13 protein-coding genes and 1 pseudogene are annotated in these 20,677 nt (G+C 45.5%); 11 read left to right on the top strand and 3 right to left on the bottom strand.

The window, feature by feature from the left end; genetic code table 11:
• Positions 1–169: 169 nt before the first annotated feature.
• Together NYE54_RS33415 and NYE54_RS33410 are read right to left on the bottom strand one after the other, a co-directional pair.
• Positions 170–1,609, bottom strand: a complete 1,440-nt coding sequence (locus tag NYE54_RS33415) for a lytic polysaccharide monooxygenase (RefSeq protein WP_339269057.1) — start codon at positions 1,607–1,609, stop codon at positions 170–172.
• A 300-nt stretch (positions 1,610–1,909) separates the two neighbouring features.
• Positions 1,910–2,083: pseudogene (locus tag NYE54_RS33410) on the bottom strand (helicase C-terminal domain-containing protein); the annotation flags it as partial.
• Positions 2,084–2,171: 88 nt separating this feature from the next.
• Between NYE54_RS33410 and NYE54_RS33405 the strand changes: the two are divergent.
• The 4 genes from NYE54_RS33405 (at position 2,172) to NYE54_RS33390 (ending at position 6,458) form a co-directional block, all read left to right on the top strand.
• On the top strand, positions 2,172–2,453 hold the full coding sequence (locus NYE54_RS33405; protein WP_098749556.1) for a metalloregulator ArsR/SmtB family transcription factor: 282 nt from the start codon (positions 2,172–2,174) through the stop codon (positions 2,451–2,453).
• 104 nt (positions 2,454–2,557) lie between these two features.
• Positions 2,558–3,610, top strand: a complete 1,053-nt coding sequence (locus tag NYE54_RS33400) for an LLM class flavin-dependent oxidoreductase (RefSeq protein WP_339269055.1) — start codon at positions 2,558–2,560, stop codon at positions 3,608–3,610.
• A 144-nt stretch (positions 3,611–3,754) separates the two neighbouring features.
• Positions 3,755–4,921: an MFS transporter gene (locus NYE54_RS33395; protein WP_339269053.1), complete on the top strand. Its 1,167-nt coding sequence runs from the start codon at positions 3,755–3,757 to the stop codon at positions 4,919–4,921.
• 334 nt (positions 4,922–5,255) lie between these two features.
• A complete protein-coding gene (locus tag NYE54_RS33390) occupies positions 5,256–6,458 on the top strand; it encodes a pectin acetylesterase-family hydrolase (protein WP_339269050.1) in 1,203 nt (400 codons plus the stop codon).
• 123 nt (positions 6,459–6,581) lie between these two features.
• On the opposite strand, the gene NYE54_RS33385 is transcribed toward NYE54_RS33390, so the two are convergent.
• Positions 6,582–7,766, bottom strand: coding sequence for an ROK family transcriptional regulator (locus tag NYE54_RS33385; RefSeq protein WP_339269048.1), 1,185 nt, complete (start codon positions 7,764–7,766; stop codon positions 6,582–6,584).
• Between the two features lie 321 nt (positions 7,767–8,087).
• Here NYE54_RS33385 and NYE54_RS33380 point away from each other — a divergent pair, with 321 nt between their 5' ends.
• The 7 genes from NYE54_RS33380 to NYE54_RS33350 all read left to right on the top strand — a co-directional run bounded on the left by NYE54_RS33380 (position 8,088) and on the right by NYE54_RS33350 (position 20,568).
• Positions 8,088–8,672 carry a YdcF family protein gene (locus NYE54_RS33380; RefSeq protein WP_339269046.1) on the top strand — a complete coding sequence of 195 codons (585 nt, stop codon included), beginning with the start codon at positions 8,088–8,090 and terminating at the stop codon, positions 8,670–8,672.
• A gap of 195 nt (positions 8,673–8,867) precedes the next feature.
• Positions 8,868–10,340 carry an extracellular solute-binding protein gene (locus NYE54_RS33375; RefSeq protein WP_339269044.1) on the top strand — a complete coding sequence of 491 codons (1,473 nt, stop codon included), beginning with the start codon at positions 8,868–8,870 and terminating at the stop codon, positions 10,338–10,340.
• 119 nt (positions 10,341–10,459) lie between these two features.
• Positions 10,460–11,410, top strand: a complete 951-nt coding sequence (locus tag NYE54_RS33370) for a sugar ABC transporter permease (protein ID WP_076323638.1) — start codon at positions 10,460–10,462, stop codon at positions 11,408–11,410.
• Between the two features lie 30 nt (positions 11,411–11,440).
• Entirely contained in the window at positions 11,441–12,277 is an 837-nt protein-coding gene (locus NYE54_RS33365) for a carbohydrate ABC transporter permease (protein ID WP_098749545.1), read from the top strand.
• Positions 12,274–13,038 carry a Cof-type HAD-IIB family hydrolase gene (locus NYE54_RS33360; RefSeq protein ID WP_339269041.1) on the top strand — a complete coding sequence of 255 codons (765 nt, stop codon included), beginning with the start codon at positions 12,274–12,276 and terminating at the stop codon, positions 13,036–13,038. Before NYE54_RS33365 ends, NYE54_RS33360 begins: the two co-directional genes overlap by 4 nt.
• 230 nt (positions 13,039–13,268) lie before the next feature.
• Positions 13,269–14,375 (top strand): SGNH/GDSL hydrolase family protein, encoded by a 1,107-nt coding sequence (locus NYE54_RS33355; RefSeq protein WP_339269039.1) that lies wholly within the window; start codon positions 13,269–13,271, stop codon positions 14,373–14,375.
• A gap of 112 nt (positions 14,376–14,487) precedes the next feature.
• Positions 14,488–20,568: a CehA/McbA family metallohydrolase gene (locus NYE54_RS33350; protein ID WP_339269038.1), complete on the top strand. Its 6,081-nt coding sequence runs from the start codon at positions 14,488–14,490 to the stop codon at positions 20,566–20,568.
• The last annotated feature ends 109 nt before the right edge of the window (positions 20,569–20,677 follow it).

The raw sequence follows: 20,677 nt of genomic DNA, 5'->3' as shown, positions 1-20,677 counted from the left end.
AGAGAGTGTGTTAGTTGGAATAGTTCATTTTGCCATAGATTCGCCCTGTTCCTAACTGTGGAGTTTAGGGAGATTTGTAGGGGGATAGTCCAAATAAACAAAAACGGCTTCACCGTCCCAATAGGACGGCAAAGCCGTTTTTTTATGCTGCAAAAGTGGACTTCATTCTTTATTGTACAACCTGCCAAACATCTAATTTACTAGGCACATTGCCTTGCGTCCACCACTTGGCTTGGTACGTAACTCCTTCATATATGACGCGATCTCCGCCATTGTAAGCTTTGCTCGCATTCCATACTGGCGTTTTGCTGCTGTTCAATAGCTTCCATGCATCAGAAGTATCCGGCTGATCGCCTTGCGTCCACCACTTCGCTTCATATTCTATGCCTTGAAACAGAACGCGGTTTCCGCTTGTATACACCTTGGCTGATTCCCACTCTGGTAATTGTCCGGTTGGCTGTTCTTTTGTTTTCACTGTAATAGAGTTGCTCGCATCCGATATATTGCCTGCTGCATCAACCGCCTTCACAAAGTACGTGTACTCTGTGTTTGGCTGCAAGCCGCTGTCCGTTGCCATTGTACCTGTTACCGTCTGTACTTTAACGCCATTACGATAGACTTCATAATGCTTCACCCCTACGTTATCCGTAGATTCGTTCCACATTAGATTGATCGTCGAGGTCGTCTGTCCCATAGTGTGCAAGGATGTCGGTGCCGTTGGAGCAGTTGTATCATCAACCGGGATTGGCTTCGTTGTCACTGTAATCGCAGCACTTTCCTTGGAAACATTGCCTGCCGCATCCACAGCCTTTACTGTATATGTGTAGGATGTATTTGCTTCCAAACCTGTATCGACAACCGATGTGCCTGTTACCGTCTGTACCTTCACACCATTACGGTATAAGTCATAATGACTAACTCCTACGTTATCGGAAGCCGCATTCCAGCGTAATTCAACAGTGTTCGTCGTTTGTACAGGAGATGCCACAGCAGTAGGCGCCGTTGGTGCCGTTGTGTCCTCTGGGTTTGGATTCCCGTTATCATCGTTAATCAAATTCACATCCATTACCTGATAAAAAGCATTCACCGTATCTGCAATTTCCCATACACCCAGAATCACATGATAGCCGCTGCGATCTGTCGGCACGTTAATTTGGTGTACAACCGTTGTTGGCGGCTTGGCTCCACCATCGTTAAACGTCTCGATAGGCTCCAAATCAGCACGAGCTAACGGTTTGTCGGGGTTCCAATCTTTCTTGGTGATGTAATATTTCCATTCTCTCGTAGCGTGTGGTGCAGTTAATGTCCACTTAATGGTATTCTTGCCGCCATTCATCGTTACTTTACTCCAGCGACTAGCTGTCTGCTCGTCAAGCTGTGGGAACACACCAGCACCAGCAATTTGGCCATCAGCAGGCCCTTTAGCCGGGAAAGTCCCTAATCCTTCCACGCTTTGCGGCTCGTATTGCACGGGACCGCAGTTTTTGTTCGTCAGATCCTTGCACAGAGCAGCACGACTAGAGTGAATATAACCATGAGCAGATACTTGATCCGCAAATATAATTGATCCAATGACTCCACATACGAGCAGCGGTGCTATTTGCAGCACCTTTTTCCTCCAAGAATTATTCCTTACCTCTCCATTTCGGTTTAACCGCTTAAACTTTTTACTAATCATCGTCTCGCTCCTTTAAATTAATTGCTGTCTCTAATGAGATACCAATAATTATCGGATAATGTGGCAGATTATGTATAGAAATCTGGTGAAATAATTCCAATGGCGCATCTGCTAGTCCTACTCCTTCGTACGAATACATTTTCTCTAAGTTAATTGAACTAGATAGAATTGTGCAACCCCTCTTTATTCGCTAATAGGCAGTCTACTCATCTCCAATACCTCATACTCCCTTCACTCTTCCGGCAGCAGACTCCTGTACATAGCTTGCAAGTACCGATCATCGACTAGCATCAGAATGCCGCTCTCCTGTTCTGAGCGAATTAATCTGCCGCCTGCTTGCAATACTTCTTTCACGGGGTACACGTAGGCGTAGTCATTGCCATTCTTACCTGTGCTACTAAAGTAATGCTCCCCTTTACTTTTGAATGGCTTGGTGCTAATATTGATTTCGATAGTTATAGAACTGCAGAAGGGATACGGGGAGGTGATTATCATGGGAGAAAATCAGGAAGATATCGGGCAAGCGGTTAAAGTGTATAAAGCTTTGGGGGAACCAACCCGGCTGAAAATCGCTCTACTGCTCGCGAAAGAGAGCAATTTATGCTTTACTGCCGTCGGTGAAAGGCTTGAGTCGGTTGCAGGCTCGACGCTATCGCATCATTTGAAGCAATTGACGGACTCTGGCTTGATTGATTCTCGCAAGAATGGATCGTATATTCACTATAACGTCAATCGAGAAATAGCAGAAAAATTTGCGCCCTTTTTGCTGGCGTAATTTTTTCCAAAATCACTTCGATATGTTTAGAACAATAGAAATGGTAAGAATTATACTTGAATGAAGTTTTAGCGAACGAATCGATTAAGAAGGAGAGAATGACTATGAGCGATCAAACGAATACGATGGAGATTGGAATGAGCACTTTCCTCCATGCAATCCCCCGAAATGGCGGTGTCTCACATGCCGAGAGGCTGCGCCAAGCGATCGAAGAGATGCAATTAGCAGATCAAGTTGGCCTCGACGTCTATGCCGTCGGCGAGCACCATCGGATCGACTATACAAGCTCGTCGCCAGCTGTCATTCTGGCCGCCGCTGCCGCTACAACGAAGCGGATCCGGCTCTCGAGCGCAGTGACGGTGCTATCTTCGGATGATCCGGTGCGGGTGTACCAGGACTTTGCAACGCTGGACGGTCTATCGAACGGGCGAGCGGAGATCATGGCCGGACGGGGATCGTTCATCGAATCGTTTCCGCTATTCGGTTATGACCTAAGAGATTACGAGGAATTGTTTGAAGATAAACTGGAACTGCTGTTAAAGATTCGGGCCTCCGAAAAGGTGACCTGGCGCGGCGGTCATCGCCCGGCGATTGACAACATGGGCGTCTATCCTCGTGCACAGCAGGAGCCTTTGCCTGTCTGGATCGGCACAGGGGGCAACCCGGAATCAGCTGTTCGGGCCGGTTTGCTGGGACTTCCGATTGCCTTCTCTATCCTGGGAGGGGAGCCGCAAAGATTCGCACCCTTGGTTGAGCTTTATAAAGAGGCCGCCGTGAAAGCCGGTCACGATCCGAATAAGCTGCAAATTGCTACGCATTCGCATGGCTTTATTTCGGATACGACAATAGAGGCAGCTAAGCGGTATTATCCTGTCATGGCCGAGCAAATGAACCAAATTGGTCGGGAACGAGGCTGGTCTCCCTATACACGTGACTCGTACGATTCAGCCCGCAGCCTGCACGGCGCTCTTTATGTCGGAGATCCCGAATATGTCGCAGAGAAGATCGTGCTGCTGCATAAGAACCTAGGCTTGACTCGATTCATGATGTACAATGATTTCAGTTCATTGCCGCATCGCGACTTGCTGCGGACGATTGAGCTTCTCGGCACCAAAGTAGCGCCGATTGTCCGTAAGGAGCTCGCCCGTCAGACGTAAGGCTATAACGCTTAAAGCAGAGTACGAATGCTTGGAACGAGGAGGCTTGATTGAGCCGAGAAATGAAGTCGGCGAATTGAGCATTATTTTTTAAATATGACTTCTATAGATTTAGATCTGTTGAAATGGAAAGAGGAGAAATAGATGGGGAATTCATGGAAAATTTATATTCTGGCCATTGTCAGCTTTTTAGTCGGAACTTCGGAATTTGTGATTGCTGGCATTTTGGATATGCTTGCAAGTGATATTGGAGTGTCGGTAGCGGCGGCCGGGCAGTTGATTACGGTCTACTCGCTTGCTTATGCCATCGGCACCCCGATTCTTATTGCACTCACGGCAAAAATGGATCGAAGAAAGCTTATGCTATCGGCTTTGGGATTATTTTTCGTAGGGAATTTGATCACTGTCACAACGACAGGCTACGGCATGCTGCTCGGAGCAAGAATTATTTTGGCGATTAGCACGGGGGTATTTATGGTCGTCGCCCTGACGGTTGCCGCCAAAATATCTCATCCTGGAAAACAGGGCAGCGCTATCGCCACGGTTCTGGTGGGCTTTAACCTCGCACTTATTCTAGGGGTCCCGCTTGGGAGGATCATTGCGGGCTCACATGATTGGAAAATCATCTTCACGGGAGTCGGAGCCCTGAGCTTGGTCGCGATGTTGGTCCTTTTGCTGACAATTCCGAAATCGGAAGGAGAGGCTCCCGTTCCTATTCGGGAACAGCTCGCCTTATTAAAAAGCCCCCGAATCACTGTCGCGCTTTCCATCAGTTTTTTCTGGATATTAGGCTACACGATGCTGTACACCTATATAACGCCGTTTCTTCTGGACATTACAGGAATGAGCGAAGGGATGGTAAACGTCGGGCTGTTTGCGTTTGGGCTGGCCAGTCTCATAGGCTCCCAAGTTGGCGGCTACGGTGCAGATAAATGGGGTATCCCCCGTACGATGATTGGAGGCTTGCTCTTTCACTCCGGAATATTATTGTTGCTGACGGCGTTCTCCCACTCGTCCATGTTCGTGTTGCCTTTGCTTATGTTATGGTCCTTTTTCGCTTGGTCGACGGGGCCGGTTCAACAAGTTTATTTAATCGGCATGGCTCCTCAGGCTTCGGGGATCATCCTGAGTTTGAACAATTCTATCGTGCAGTTGGGAATGGCCGTAGGGGCTGTAATTGGGGGTATCGTTGTAGACAGCATCTCTCTTGCAGCAGTTGGTTGGTTTGGGGGAGTCGGCGTCGCAATTGGACTCATCCCGGCTATTATTTCTTTATCCATGCGTCGCCGGTCTTCACGAAGTGGAGCGTAACCGACAAAACGGAGGTTTGAAAACCAAGTCTCTATATAATCACCGACAGATCAGGCCGCCGATTTCTTCGGTGGCCTTCTGTGCATGTTAACTTGATTATAGCTTCTGGATAGGGTAATAAAAAGGGAGATAGAGGACATCTAAGTTATAATTCGCCACACTTTGACCCCTGGTTTCGAGCAGCTAAATCAACAATAATTTACTTTTTGAGCAGTAGCATAAACAGCACTCTAAATTTTATGGTGCTTAAATTCACACTGGACGTTAAAATCAGCATGATAATGAAGATTGAAAAACTTGTGGACTACTTTATGGTTGAGAGGACGGTCTTTGTGTGGCAAAAAAGAAAACAGTGAAAAGAATCAATAAGATTCTCCTGACTTCGATCGGCGGAATTGCACTTACTTTGGGTGTTTTGGCGGGTTATGTTTATTTCTTCATACTTGAAAAGCCTGCTGAACCGGATAAATGGGCTGCTGCGGAGCGCTATGTCTGGAATAAAATCAAGTTTGACCAGGATGCACAAGTAATTTCTGCCGACGGTTCGGAATATTATTTACTTGCCAATAAGGGAGCAGCTGCAGAAGATAAATTGATCATTTATTTTTCTGGGGGCGGTGTGGCCTGGGATGCGGTGACTGCCGCGCAGCCGATTAATCTGAGTAATGTCATGAAGAACGGTGAGATCAAATATTATTTTCCGAACATTCCATTCTTTAAAGTAAGTACGCTTGGCGGCCTGTTGAAAAATAATAACCCCGACAATCCGTTCAAGGATTGGAATATTGTATATATCCCTTATTCTACTGGTGATCTGCATATCGGGAATGCATCCAAGGAATATACGGATGCCAAAGGCAAGCCGTTTACAATGCGTTACAACGGTCAAGCCAATACGCGCGCAGCATTGGAATGGATTGCAAACCATTTCGCTGCGCCGGAAAAGATCCTCATCGCGGGAGAAAGCGCCGGAGGATTCGGAGCTGCGTTCTGGGCGCCTGAGATCGCGAAACGCTACCCGGATGCCCGCATTTATCAATATTCGGACGGCTCCTACTTAAATGCCAACCGCTGGCCGGATATTATCGATAACGAATGGAAGGTCAACTTTGCAGAAACCTTTGGTTATGAAGTCAACGGAGATTTGATTTCGTCCGTATTCGCGGCGAACCGCAAGCTGCTCCCGGACAATGCGGTACTTTTGCAGTCCAATACGCTTTATGATGAGCTGCTGTTCGACTTTGAGAAGGATCTGAATGGTGACGTTTTGGATGATGGCGAATATGTGCATCGCTGGTCGGCCCGCATGCTGCAATCTGCCGGAGAGCTAACTAAAGGATTGCCAGGCTACTATTATTACATCACGGATTACGGTCTTAACGAGAAGACGGGCAGGACACCACATACACTCTCCCCATTAAATCATTTTTACACAGCCGAACAGGACGGAGTAAAGCTGATGAAGTGGCTGGACGATGCCGTGAATAAGGATGAATATTACTCCGTGGGTCGGCATTTTGTAGAGAAAGAGGGCTGACACTGTCGGTTATAAGGCTTATCCACCGAAATGTACGATCTAAAGTTATATCGATGGTAAAAAGTAAAAACGGCTCATCCTAAGTCAGAGATGAACCGTTCCGGTATGGTTTAACCCGTCGTATTAAAGAGATAAGGTATCCAGCGGTATTTCAAATGCACGTTTAATAACTAACCCGGCAGCAAGCTTTGTTTCATCCGGTTTGTTATGAAGGTGGATCAATTGTACGTTATTAACTGTCACAGGTAACTGGTGCATCACTCTAGCTTTAATCTCGTTGAACATTTCGGGACTGATGGTGGGAATGACTCGTCCAGTCATAAGCAAACTGTCTGGATTTATAAATGTAATGATATTGGTAACGGCGGTTGCGATGCCATCAACAATTTTTTCGTATAAACTAAGGAACTTAGGATCTCCAGTTCTTATGCCTTCTGCGAACTCCTCTAGTGTGCATTTGATGGATACACTCAGTCCGCTGCTGGAAGCCAGCGTCGTTAAGCATCCGGATCTGCCGCAATGGCATGGATAGGCATCTTCTCCATAGAAGCCTTTATAATGCCCGAATTCACCTGCAACAAAGCTAGATCCTGCCATAATTTGTTTATTGTGGACGATTGCGCCGCCTGTACCATAATCAAACTTAATGGTGATATTGTTATTGGATTCCTTCAAGGAGCCGTTCATATTCTCGTTGACAGAGAGAAGATTGACATCGTTCTCGATATACACGGGGATGTTATATTTGTCTTCAAGCAGCTGCTTGAGTGGCAAGCGATGAACGCCTATGCCGGGGGTCCGCAGAACGATGCCATGCTGAGAATCTACCAGTCCCTGCATACTGATTCCGATCCCTTTTACTTTGGAGGTGTTGGGTACCTGGGTGAGCAGCTCATCAATAACTTCATGCAACAGCTGCATCAGCACATCTATAGAACCATATTTATTGCTCGTGCGTTCTGCTGATGCGACAGCCTCTTGACGCAGGTTGTATACTTTTCCGCGAATGTATTTGCCGGCGAGCTCAAGCCCGATGGCATAAAAGTGGCCGCTGTTGATATGAAGGCCGACTCTTTTCCTTCCGCTGCCTACCTCCAAGTCGATAAGCTCCCCTGTCACGATTATTTTTTCCTTCAACAGGCGATTAACGATATTGGTTACCGTTTGTCTGCTTAGTCCAGTCTTTTCAGCAAGCTCTACGCGAGAGATCGGCCCTTCTGAATAAATGAGAAAAAGAACCTTCTGCTGATTAATTGATTTTAATAACATATGACTAGTTGGTTTGACCGAATCGCTCACGATATGCATCCTCTTTCCAACAACGTTTTATATAATATAGATTCAAAACATTTGACAAATTAGGAACATACTTTGCTTCAAGTGTAGCATTAATACGAGATGAATAAAAGTTGCAAGTTAGTTAAATTCAACTAACATTCCTTATAAATTTCCAAAAAGACGACGATAGATGGCGGTTCTATGCAGTATAATGCAGCCCATACGAAAGCTCTTAATCCAAAAATACTAAAAAAACGAAACGGATTGTATTGACATTGTGATAAAAAAAGATATTATATTTGTAAACTGATTTGATTAAACATAACAAATTAACGCCTAGAGGAGCAAATAATGGCATGGATTGGATGGATAGTTGCAATAGCGGCGATGGCGGTGCTGACTTACATATGCTGGCTGCATGCAGTTAAGTTGAAACCTGGTAAGGCAGATGCACTTATTGTACTTGGCTATGTATCTAAAGACGGCCGAATACACCCTTTGCTTAAGGAAAGACTGGATGAGGCTTACAAACTATTTCGGCAGTATGGGCACAAATATATCATTGTATCGGGGGGAGCGGTTGGTTCACGTCACTCGGAAGCGGAGCTGATGAAGAAGTACCTGGTTGAGAAGGGCGTTCCGGCAAAAAGACTATTAAAAGAAGACGAGTCATACAACACCGTTCAAAATTTAATCTTTAGCAAGCAATTGATGGAGCAATACCAGCTAAAATCGTTTATTATCATAACAAATTTATTTCATATCCGCCGCACGAAGTATATTATGCATCGTCTTGGCATAAAAGGCGGTTTCTGTGCTAATCGAAGTCTTAGAAGCATTGTGGGATTTCAGATGAAATTATCATTTTTGGAAATTCGGGCATTCCGATTAACCCTCCCAATTATAAATAGGGTAATTAATGATCAAAACAATTGATAAAAGGGTTGACAACGGGCCAATTAGTAATTAATATGTAAGCGTTTACAGTGCATATAGGAGGTGAGGCTCCAGAGGTTATATCCAGTATCTATTTACAAATTATTTACCCTGATTTGATTGCTGATTAACAAAACATAGTTATGCTTAAATAGTTAATCCAATTTATTTATTAATTAATGGGGGAGCGAAATAATGTTTAATGGAAAAATGAAACGATTCATGAGCACGGGTGTTGCAGCGCTATTATCTTTAACAATGCTGGCTGGTTGCGGTGGTAACAGCGGAAAGAACGAGGCTAGCCCAAGTACAACTCCTGCTGGTTCGGATAAGGCGGGTGTATCTGCTGAAGCAGATGTTTATGAGAATGGATTGCCGAAGAATGAGGAAGTAACGCTAAAGGTAGGCTTCTTTGTAGGAGGATATGGCCGGGAGTGGTTCGATTATGCAGTTGAATCGTTCACAGCTAAGTATCCCAATGTCAAAATAGACATCACGGCTTCAGCTGATATGAAGACGATTCTTTCTACAAAAATCTCGGCAGGCAATGATAATGACATGTTTGATCTATTCAATACAGAGCCGTCTGGAGGTATTATTGGACTCGCTGAAGCCGGCAAGCTTGAACCAATGGATGACATCTGGGAGTTCCCTCTTCCAGACGTACCAGATAAAAAGGTCAAGGATCTTATGATGCCTGGCATGTACGAGTCAACGCCGCTGATCAATGGGAAAAGGTATGAATTTACTACGGCGAGCAGCTTTGGCGGGTTGTTTTTTAACAAAAAGCTATTCGAAGAGCATGGCTGGAACCAAAACCCGAACACATGGGACGAATTTAAAGCGCTTCTAGCAGACATTAAAGCGGACGGCATTGCTCCAATTACGTTCCCAGGCATTCATCCAAGCTACCATAACTGGGCTTTCGGAACAGCCAAAAATTTTGAGTTGGCTGATATCAATAGCCATGTCGATGAATTTATCGAAGATTATAGAACTTATGGTCTGCCGCAATACACAAATCCAGAGACGGTTGAAACCTGGACGCGCTTCTATGAGCTTGGCAAGCTGGGATATTTTGCAGAAGGACTTCCGGCATTGAACCATACGCAATCGCAAATGCAGGTTATTCAGGGGCAAGCCGCTATGGTATCGACTGGGACACATGTCGAGAATGAGATGAAGGAAGCAACGCCTGCGGATTTCGATTGGGGTTTCATGGCTGTTCCTTTCAGAGATAACACCAATCAAACGCTTTGGATTCGAAGCGGAACTTCAAACTTCAACTATATCTGGGCAGCTAAGCCGGAATTAAACAAAAAGTGGGCTAAAGAACTGATCGCATGGCTGGTTACGCTTGAAAATCAACAATTTGCTGCCGAAAAGGCAGGCGCTTTGCCAATGCGCAAGGATTTGACGGAAGATCCTGCCAGAGCGGCTAACCTTTCCAGCTCTGCTCAATCTGTTCTGAAGTACATTGCAGATAATAATGCTCAGACTTTTAAAGCAAGCCGGTCTATCAACATTTCCGATCCGAATCTTGCTCAAGCAGAAAAATTGATGAATGAGAATATTGTGAAATTTGCTATGGGTATGCAGGATCCGAAACCGATTCTGGAGCAAGCTGAAGAGCTGCTGAAGAAAGCTCTAGAGGCTGAAAAGAAATAAAAAGACGTGATGGAGCGGGGTGGATTCATCTCCGCTCTTCCGTTTTAACTTCTGAGACCCTATAGGCTTCACACTGAAAAAGATTTATAAACGTCCAGTAAGATAGGAGTTGACCTCTTGTGTCTGATTCAACCGTTGTGAAGACACCAAAGACCGCTATGCGCAAGCTTATGGGTCTAGATAAAGCGAATACGCAGAAGTGGATATTTCTGTTCATAGCCATCGTGCCTCCCTTTGGCGGCTATTTGCTGTTTACGTTGTTCCCGAACATTCTATCCGTTTATTATGCGCTGCTCAATTGGGACGGGTTTACGGATGCAACGTTTGTCGGGCTGTCCAATTTCGTCACCGCATTCCAAGATAAATATGTATGGCGCGCACTTACCCACAACTTGATTCTTATGATAACAGTGCCTTTCTTTGTTATTATCATCTCCCTGCTCCTTGCCTATTTAATTACCAATAAATCGTATAAAGAAAATAAATTTTTGAAGGTATTGTTTTTCTTCCCGAACGTTTTATCTACGGTCGTAGTCGCTCTCCTCTGGGCTTTCATTTATGACGGATCGTACGGTTTGCTGAATGGGATTCTAAAGTTCGTCGGAATTGATACCGGAAATTTCTATTGGCTGGGCAATGAAAGCACAGCGCTTGCATCCATTATCCCGGCATGGGTTTGGGGCGGCGTCGGCCTGTACGTTATTATCTTTGCCAATGCGATGCTGGGGATTCCAAAGTCATTGTACGAGGCGGCGATTCTTGAAGGCGCCGGACATATGACACGTTTGTTTAAAATTACAATGCCGCTTGTTACGCCCATTATCCGCGTCAGCGCTTTGTTCCTTGTCGTCGGCACAATGAAGGGCTTCGAAATCATCCTCATTATGACGAATGGGGGGCCATTCGGGTCGACGGACGTCATCGGCCTCTACATGTTTAACTTAGCTTTTGGCGTAGAGTATCGGAATTACGGCTACGCTTCCGCAGTCGGTATGATTCTATTCGTCATATTAGTAACGGCAAAGCTGTTAATCGATAAATTTGTGCCGAACAAAGGCTACGAGTATTAGTTTCCAAATGAAGGTTCGGAGGGGATATGTTTGAAGGAAAAACGAACGTTAATGGACATTGTGTGGCGTTTGGTGCTGTATGCCTGGTCGCTGACTATAATATTTCCTTTAATCTGGGTTATTTATGAATCGTTAAAAAGCAATCCTGAGTTTTTTAAAGATATATGGGCGCTGCCTTCGGAACTAAGATTGCAGAATTATTCGAAGGCTTGGAATCAATACGGTTTTGGGCAATCACTCTTAAATACCCTTTATTATGTTGGCGGAAGTCTGGTGCTTGGGCTTTTCTTTACAACACTTAACGCCTATGCGCTTACTCGAATGAGCTTCAAAGGAAGAAAATTGATTTGGGGTTTGATTATGTTGTCCCTGTTCCTGCCTGGCATCAATGCACTTGTACCCCAGTATGTCATTATGCGGGAACTGAGTTTGACCAATAGCTTGACCGGATTAATTCTCCTGTCTAGTTTGGGTGAAAGTGTGTTCTACCTTATGCTGCTCGGAGGGTTTATGAGCTCTCTACCGATGGAGCTTGAGGAGAGCGCAACGATGGATGGCGCTACATTATTCCAAAAGTTTTGGCGTGTTATTGTTCCTTTGTCTACACCGGGAATTGTAACCGTTGGCGTATTCAAGTTCCTAGGGTTCTATAACAATTTCTTAGCGCCGTTCATCTATTTGAGCGATCCAAAGAAATATCCCATTGCGGTGCAAATGTATTCTGCGAACAAGCAAATGGAGTTTACTGCGGATTGGGTAACTTTGTTTGCCGGTGTAACCATTGCGATGGTACCGTCCATTATTATTTATATCCTATTCCAAAAACTTCTTATGGAAGGTGCGACAATGGGGGCTGTGAAGGGATGAATGTCATGCATCAGGTAAAAGCGAAGTATAAGCTGATTGCATTGGATCTGGACGGGACTCTTCTGACGGATGAAAAGAAAATTACGGAAGAGACCAAAAAGTGGCTTCAATATGCAGTAGATCACGGTGTGAAAGTAATATTCTCCACCGGAAGAGGTTTGCAAACTACCAAGGGCTTCTGGGACGAGCTTGGGCTCGATTCCCCGATGGTGCTGCTCAATGGCGCAGAAGTTTGGGAGGGACCGGGCAGGCTTAATCAACGCGTCTTTATTCCTCGGGACACGATCCGCCGCATTCACGCCATTGCTGCCGAGCGGGGCGAGTGGTATTGGGGCTACAGCGTGGAAAGCCTGACGGGCGACAAGGATTGGACGTCTGAGATGTTCGAACGGGATTGGATGAAATTCGGCATCGGCAGCAATGATCAACAGAAGCTCGCGGAAATTAAGGAAGAGCTGCTCAGTTGGGGGACGCTTGAAGTTACCCGTTCGGCCCTTAGTAATATGGAGATTTCAGTTAAAGGCATTACAAAGGAAAGCGGAGTACGCGAGGTTTGTCAGATGCTTGGCTTCTCTATGTCCGATGTAATTGCTATGGGAGACAGTGATAATGACGCGAAGCTATTGAAGGCGGCAGGTCTCGGTGTGGCGATGGCCAACGGTGAAGATTATATCAAGTCAATAGCGGACGTAATCACGGTTACCAACAATGAGGACGGCGTTGCTCAGGCGATTCGGAAATATGTATTCCAAATGGAGTAAACCCATCAAAGGTATTGTAATAGTGCCAGTTCAAAAAGTAGGATTTTCAGCACCGAGAAGGTTGGATGAAGATAGGGAGTGAGGAGCGGAGCGTACGTTTTGGGTACGTGAGCACCGGAAGGACCGGCTGAATTCAAGATTCGATGCCGAGTTACTTCTTGGCTCACTTCGTGATCAAAAGGCGACTTTTTGAACAACCTCTAGTAAATATAGTGAGGGAGTAGATATAGATGGCCGTACAATCGAAAGAGATAAACTTAGATCAACTGGGCGGAACTATATACCCGGAGACAACAAATGGGGAACAGTTAAAATGGCATTCTCCGCTTGAAGCGCCCTTTCACATCGCGGGCTTCCCTTGGCTTGCGCAGGATGGGATTTACAGACGCCTGCCTTTGGCTTCCGGGGCTGTCTTGCCGCCCGCGGTTGATACGCTTGCTTATTGTACGGCAGGCGGGCAAATTCGCTTTCGCACCAATTCCTCAAGGCTGGTCATAAGGATGCGTCTTGCCGGACCGGCCAATATGTATCATATGCCGCCTACCGGGCAGTGCGGGGTTGACTGCTATCTTGGAGAGCCGGGAGAGCAGAGCTTTATCACCACGGCTAAATTCAAGCCAACGGAAAGTGAATATGAATCACAGTTTTATCAGTGGGATACAAAAAAAGATGTGGCCGTCACCTTAAACATGCCGCTCTACCAAGGGGTAGAGGAGGTGTGGATCGGTGTAGATAAGGATGCTGTCATAAGCGATGCACCTGCCTATGCAAGCAGTAGACCCGTCATTATATATGGAACTTCGATTACGCAAGGGGGATGTGCCTCCCGGCCGGGTATGGCTTATTCTAATATTCTCAGCCGTATGATTCCGGTGGAGTTCGTAAATCTTGGCTTCTCGGGGAATGGAAAGGGCGAGCCGGAGCTCGCGCATATCATGTCGGAAATCGATGATCCGGGGCTATTCATTCTTGATTATGAAGGGAATACGGGCGAGGCCGGAAACATCGCACGAACGCTGCCTGCCTTCATCCAAATTTTGAGAGAGCGGCATCCCGAAGTTCCTATATTAGTAGTCTCAAGGATTAGCACTGCCGAAGATCAGTTCTATACGGAGAGAAGGAAGCTTAATGATCGCCGCAGGCTGATTCAGATCGAGAACGTTGAACAGAGGCGGACAGAAGGAGACCGTAATCTCCATTTCGTTGACGGCTTTAAGCTGCTAGGCGATGATTTCGTCAATGATTGTACGGTTGACGGAACACATCCAACGGACCTCGGATTTTTGCGCATGGCACAGTCGCTTGCACCTATCATAAAGCGATTGTTGCGACTGTGATGAACAAGATAGATGATATGAACAGCCTTCAGACGCATTTTTTAGTTTAGGGGCTGTTTGTTTTTCTAATACCTGTATTATCATTTTAAGCCGAAAAAGGAGAGGATTTTAATTGAAGTCCCAAAGAAGAAGTCTGCCTTTTATTGTGATGGCTTGTTTCATTGTGGGGGTTGTTAGTCTTTGTTACGGCATTAATGTATTCGCGGCGTCTTTAGAAGATGGTGTTTCTAAAAAAGATAGAGCTAAGTACTTAGGAGCTTCACTGTTCAAAGGTCACATGCATACCCACACATCTCTCAGTGATGGTATATTGTTGCCTAATGATGCTTACAATTTTGTGAAAGCTAATACAGACTTTGATTTTTATGCAGTGACTGAACACGACGTGACTTATGACATCAGTACGGGCAGTGATTTTATTACGGATGTTCAAGACTCTTATTCAGAAGAATACAAGTTGCTGCATGAGCAATCAGATGCTCACAATCGTGATCACGAATTTATTACGCTGCCTGGTACGGAAGTGACTTGGTATGATGAAGCGGGCCATATCAACTTATTTAATGCCCCATGGTTTGCAAGAACACATGGAGTAGGTGCGGATGGCACTTGGGGCTGGAGCGACATAAAATATGATTTGCCAACCTTTTACGCAAGACTTGCCCAAGATCCCAATGCGATTGCTCAATTTAATCATCCACGCTCGTCAGGAAATTGGAGTTTCAATGAATTTAAACATTATAACCGGGATGTTGACAGAAACCTTAATCTGATGGAATACAAATCCTCCAATGATTTTGCAATCTATACCAAGGCGTTAGATCAAGGCTGGCATGTTTCACCTGTGTTTGGCGGAGACGAGCACAAAGGAAATTGGGGAATGGTCCAGCCCCATGTGACCGGTATGTGGGGGGATAATCTAACAAGAGAAGGTCTTTACGAGGCGATGCGAAACCACCGCACCTATGTATCATTTGATCGTAACTTAGAAATGGCGGTTTCAGCAAAAGGTCAGATGATGGGGGCGATCCTTCCAGCCAAAACAAAAGAAATTGAACTTAAAGTACGGATAAATGATCCTGATGCTAACGATGATTTGGATAAAGTTGTTATTTACAAAAACAGCGGTGAAATTCTCAAGGAGTATCGCAGTATTGCCAGTAATCAATTTGAAAAGGAAGTAACCTTAGCAACAAAAGATGGGGATTATTTCCTCGTTAGAGCATTCCAAGCAGACGGTGAAGAAGCTATAAGTGCTCCAATTTGGATTGGTGATGAAACGAGGGGCACGGTGCACGCGCCTGAAATTACGGTACATGGACAATATCCGGACACGATTAAGCTTGGGGATCAAGTGGAGGTGCTGGGCGCTTCGGCGACGGATAATCGCGGTCAATCTTTATCGGTGGAAGCCATCGTTTTAAATGATAAAGGAGAAGTAGCCGTAGCAAATCAGCATTTCAAGGTCGACATGTATGGAGAACATTTCATTAAGTATGTAGCAACCGACTCTCAAGGAAATACGCGTGTTGAACTTATTCGATTACTTGTTGATCAACAAAAGCTAGATGCGGATAAAATTTTAAATGAATTTCAACCCATTGTTAATGTAGGTGGGAATGAACGTGAAGTAGGAATAAATTTGGTGACGGATAAGGCGTTAGAAACGTCGTATGTTCAATATAAACCGGAGTCCGAGACGACGTGGGACCATGCTGAAGTGGTACAGGCGGAAGTCTCTTATTTTCAAGTCGCCTATGGTGATACGTTTGCGAAGAGTAATTATCGGGTGCTTGCAGCTCATGAAGCGAATTTAACAGATCTCGACTTAGGGGCTAAGTATGACTATCGGTATGGAATGTCACCGACTGGACCTTGGAGCGGCAGTTATAGCTTTAGGACCGCGCCAGCTTCAGAGGAAGCCGTATTGTATGTGATGGGGGATCTTGAAGTTCCAGATCGAAATCCGGAAAGTTTCCGACTGTTTAAAAATATGCTGGATGTTCTGCAGGAGAAAAATTCAAACGGACAGACTGTGATTCAAGTCGGAGACTTGGTCGAGAACGGCGGCAATATGTATGCATGGGATGATGTGTTTAGCAACATTTACAACAATGATATGGGTCTCGTTTCTGCTCACATTGTCGGGGACCGTGAACGTGCGACGGAGCGGAAAATCGGGCCGTTCTCCGGGTTTTTCAACCTGCCGAAGAACGGTGAAGGCAGTTACCGGGAAACGAATTATTCGTTTGATTATGGCGATATGCACATTGCTGTTCTGAATTCTGTGCTGGATTTCGACAAGCAGCTGTCATGGCTGGAGAAAGATATGCGGGCGACCGACAAGAAGTGGAAAATCGTGATGGGGCATTATCCTTATTATGGCGGTCAATCTGGCGATGAGACCGGTATGGACATGATGAGAGTGAAATTGTCTCAAGCATTTGAACGGCTTGGCGTTAGTATGTATATTGGCGGTCATGATCATGTGTATAAACGGGCAACCATACGAAACGGTGTAAAAGATATATCGGAAGAAGCGATGAATTTAGGAACAACTTTTGTGACAGTTGGGTCATCAGGTCCAACGTTCTTTGATAACAAATCATTTGACTGGGATCATATCGTGTATGATGAAAATAAGCAGACGGGTGTTATTTTAGAATCAAACGATCAATCTCTCACGTTGAAAGCTTACAACAGCGACGGAGTTGAAATGGATTCATTTACGATTAACCAACCTGAAAATTATATGAGCTTAACGAGCGCAATTGTAGAAAATAACGTCTTGAAGGGCGTTGGGGTTTTGAATTACCCGAGCTCGCTTGAACGTGTCACCGTTATCGGGGAAAAGCGTGATCATACAGGTGAACAGCTGTTGGAAACGGTGATTCAAGAAGCAACACTAGAACATCTCGGACGTGAACAGATCATCTTATTTGATAACCCTCTTTCATTTGGCGATGAACATACGATCATCGTAAGAGTGGTTAATAATCCAATCGATCAAGAGCCGTTAACGGACCCGTTAATAGCTAAAGAAGGAATGCTGGGCGATGGTTCGGAAGGCAACCCATATCAAATCAAAAGTGCCAGTGGACTCTATAAAATGCATGAGTTCCCGGATAAACATTTTATTTTAACCCAGGATATTGATGGTAATGGCATGTATTTTGAAGCCATTGGCGCGAATGACACTCCATTTACGGGTACGTTCGATGGGCAAGGGCATACGATTACAGGTGTTATTGTCTCCTCGGGCGGAGCGGGACTCTTTGCCATTAATGAAGGGACGATTCGGAATGTAGGAATAATCCATGCTGAAATTGATGTGCGCCGAAGTAATGTTGGGATCCTGGTTGATCAGAATGATGGGATCGTGGAATATGCCTACAGTACCGGATCTATTCGAGGCAATTCTACCGTTGGCGGTCTTGTGGGCTACTCGAACGGTATCGTTAGAAACAGTTATTCAACAGCTCGGGTCCATGCACGAGGCAAGCAAGCCGGCGGCATGATCGGGATTACGAATCGGGGGAGTATAACAGAACAGGTCTATGCCATGGGAGCCGTAATAGCAGAAGAATCAAATGCTGGCGGCATCAGCGGATACGGATATAACAATACGGTCATTCGAAATAGTATGGCATTAAATCCATCCGTTGTTACAGGTACTGCATCAAATCGAATTGTCGGCAGAGTTTTAGCTGGCGAGACGGCAACTTTAGTCAATAATTACGCCGATGAAAATATGTTTGTTAGCAGTGAGAATGTTACAGTGAATGATCCGAACAATGAGAAAGGACAGGGGGTCAGTACCGAAACATTTACGAAGTCATCATTTTTCACAGAAACCCTCGGTTGGGATTTTGATTCGATCTGGATCTGGAATGAAGATGCCAAACGTTCATTACTGCAAAGTAATTTGGAGCAAATTGACGAAGATCATATTCAAAAGCCGAAGCTTGATCAGAACGAAGATGGGTACTACATCATCCGTTCGATTAGCGAATTAAAGACCATTTCAGAATTTCCAAATGAAAATTATATATTGGAAAACGATCTTGATTTTGAAGGGCAGCTTTTTGATCCTTTATTTAAGGGGACGCCTTTCCTTGGCATATTGGATGGAAATAATAAATCCTTAGCCAATTTAAAATCAGAAAACGGCGGCTTATTCCACCTTAATGGCGGAACGATTAAAAACATAGCTGTGGTAGATGCAAGTGTCACTGGCGGGAGTAATATAGGCATACTCGTTAACACGAACAACGGAACGGTAGAGAATAGTTATGTAACGGGCACAATCGAAGGCTCCAGCACGGTGGGCGGTCTAGCGGGCTATTCCAATGGCATCGTGAGAAACAGCTATTCTACTGCAGATGTAACGGCCCAGCTGAACCAAGCTGGCGGCCTGATCGGAATTACAAACGCAGGCAGTTTAACGGAAAACGTGTATGCATCTGGAGCTGTTCAGGCGCTTAGAAGTAATGCAGGCGGAGTGACTGGCTACGCCTATAATGAGACGGTTGTTAAAAACGTTATTGCTCTCGGTCCTTCCGTCGTGACGCCGACGATGGCAAACCGTGTGGTGGGGCGAGTTCTTGCCGGGCATACCGCAACGCTTGAGAATAATTATGCGTTTGATGGCATGATTGTGGATGTAGAAGGTGAAAGTATTGCCGCTGCTGACAACAGAAAAGGCTTAGGGCTATCCCAGCAACAGGTTGAAGATTCCAATACGTATATCAATATATTGAAATGGGATTTTGAATCGGTTTGGATGTGGAATGATGCTTTAAAGCGTCCGGTATTGAACAGTAATCCTGAAGAGGCAAGCGAGCCTGTCGTGCCTTTGGAAAGGAACGAAGCAGGTTATTACAAAATCAAATTCATTGCTGATTTGAACGTTATGGAAAACTTCCCGGCAGAAAAGTATATTTTGGACAATGATTTGGATTACGCCGGACAACCGGCTGAGTCACTTTTTAAAGAAGTTTCGTTCACCGGTGTACTGGATGGCGGCGGGAAGAAAATAGTTAACTTTAATTCTTCGAGCGGCGGCTTATTCCATCTAAATGCCGGAGTGATTAAAAATATAGCCATGATCAATGCCAGCGTCACTGGCGGGAGCAGAATAGGCATACTCGTCAACACGAACAATGGCGAGGTAGAGAATAGTCTTTCAACAGGCTCAATTACAGGCTCCAGCACAGTTGGCGGTCTAGTAGGCTATTCCAATGGTATTGTCAGAAACAGCTATTCTACCGCGGATGTAACCGCTCAGGTAAGTCAGGCCGGCGGCCTAATCGGAATTACGAACTCGGGCAGCCTAACAGAAAACGTGTATGCGTCTGGAACCGTTCGGGCGATGACGAGCAATGCGGGCGGAGTGACTGGATACGGATACAATGATACGGTCGTCAGAAATGTCATTGCCCTGGGCCCTTCGGTTACGGCGCCAACGATGGCGAACCGGGTGATGGGACGAGTTCTTGCGGGGCACACCGCCACGCTCGAAAATAATTATGCATTTGACGGCTTGATTGTTGATAAAGAAGGTGTCGCTGAGGGAGCATTAACAACCCTTAAAGGATTAGGCCTATCTGAAACTGAAATAGAGACTCCATCCACCTATACAGACAGGTTAGGGTGGGACTTTAACGCGATTTGGAGATGGGACGGTATTGGTAAACGACCTGTTTTACAATCGGTATCAGAAGGCAACGAAGAAGAGCCAGTTAGCCTGATTGGACTTGAGCTCGAGGGCCTGATTACCCTGGCCGTTGGAGAAAGTGATCAAACGGTGACTACTGCAGTATACAGTGATGGAAGCCGTGAAAAGGTAGAGATAAACGTCACCTATACAAGCAGTGATCCAAGTAAAGCGGAGATCAGCGCTAGCGGTGTAGTCACGGCGAAGTCGGAAGGAACCGTACTCATCACGGCAGAGTATGATGGCTTGACTTCATCCTATGAGCTAACAATCTTGACTCCGAAGCAGGTCGATATGGAGGGGGTCAACCAAGGCATGGATGCGGAAGCCACGCTCCCGTTCACTTCTTCGGTCTTAGTCGGAACGGGGGAGTGGTGGATAGCGAACCGGATGCCGCACCCTCCTGCCTTCATGGCGGAGAAAGCTATGAGACCGCTTGAACGGCACGACATTTATTATGCCGGCAAAGGTAAATAAAAGATCCCGGTTAAAGGAATCCCAGGTATTGGGCAGTTTAATGAAATGAGTCTGGTAGTTATACCGGGCTCATTTTCATTTATGTCCGCAAGTGATTTATTTTGGTCAA

It is taken from the genome of Paenibacillus sp. FSL K6-1330 (genome assembly GCF_037976825.1).
In the GTDB taxonomy this organism is placed as follows: Bacteria; Bacillota; Bacilli; order Paenibacillales; family Paenibacillaceae; genus Paenibacillus_AQ.
The sequence above is the reverse complement of the archived record's forward strand: the minus strand, read 5'-3'. Positions and strand labels throughout refer to the sequence as shown.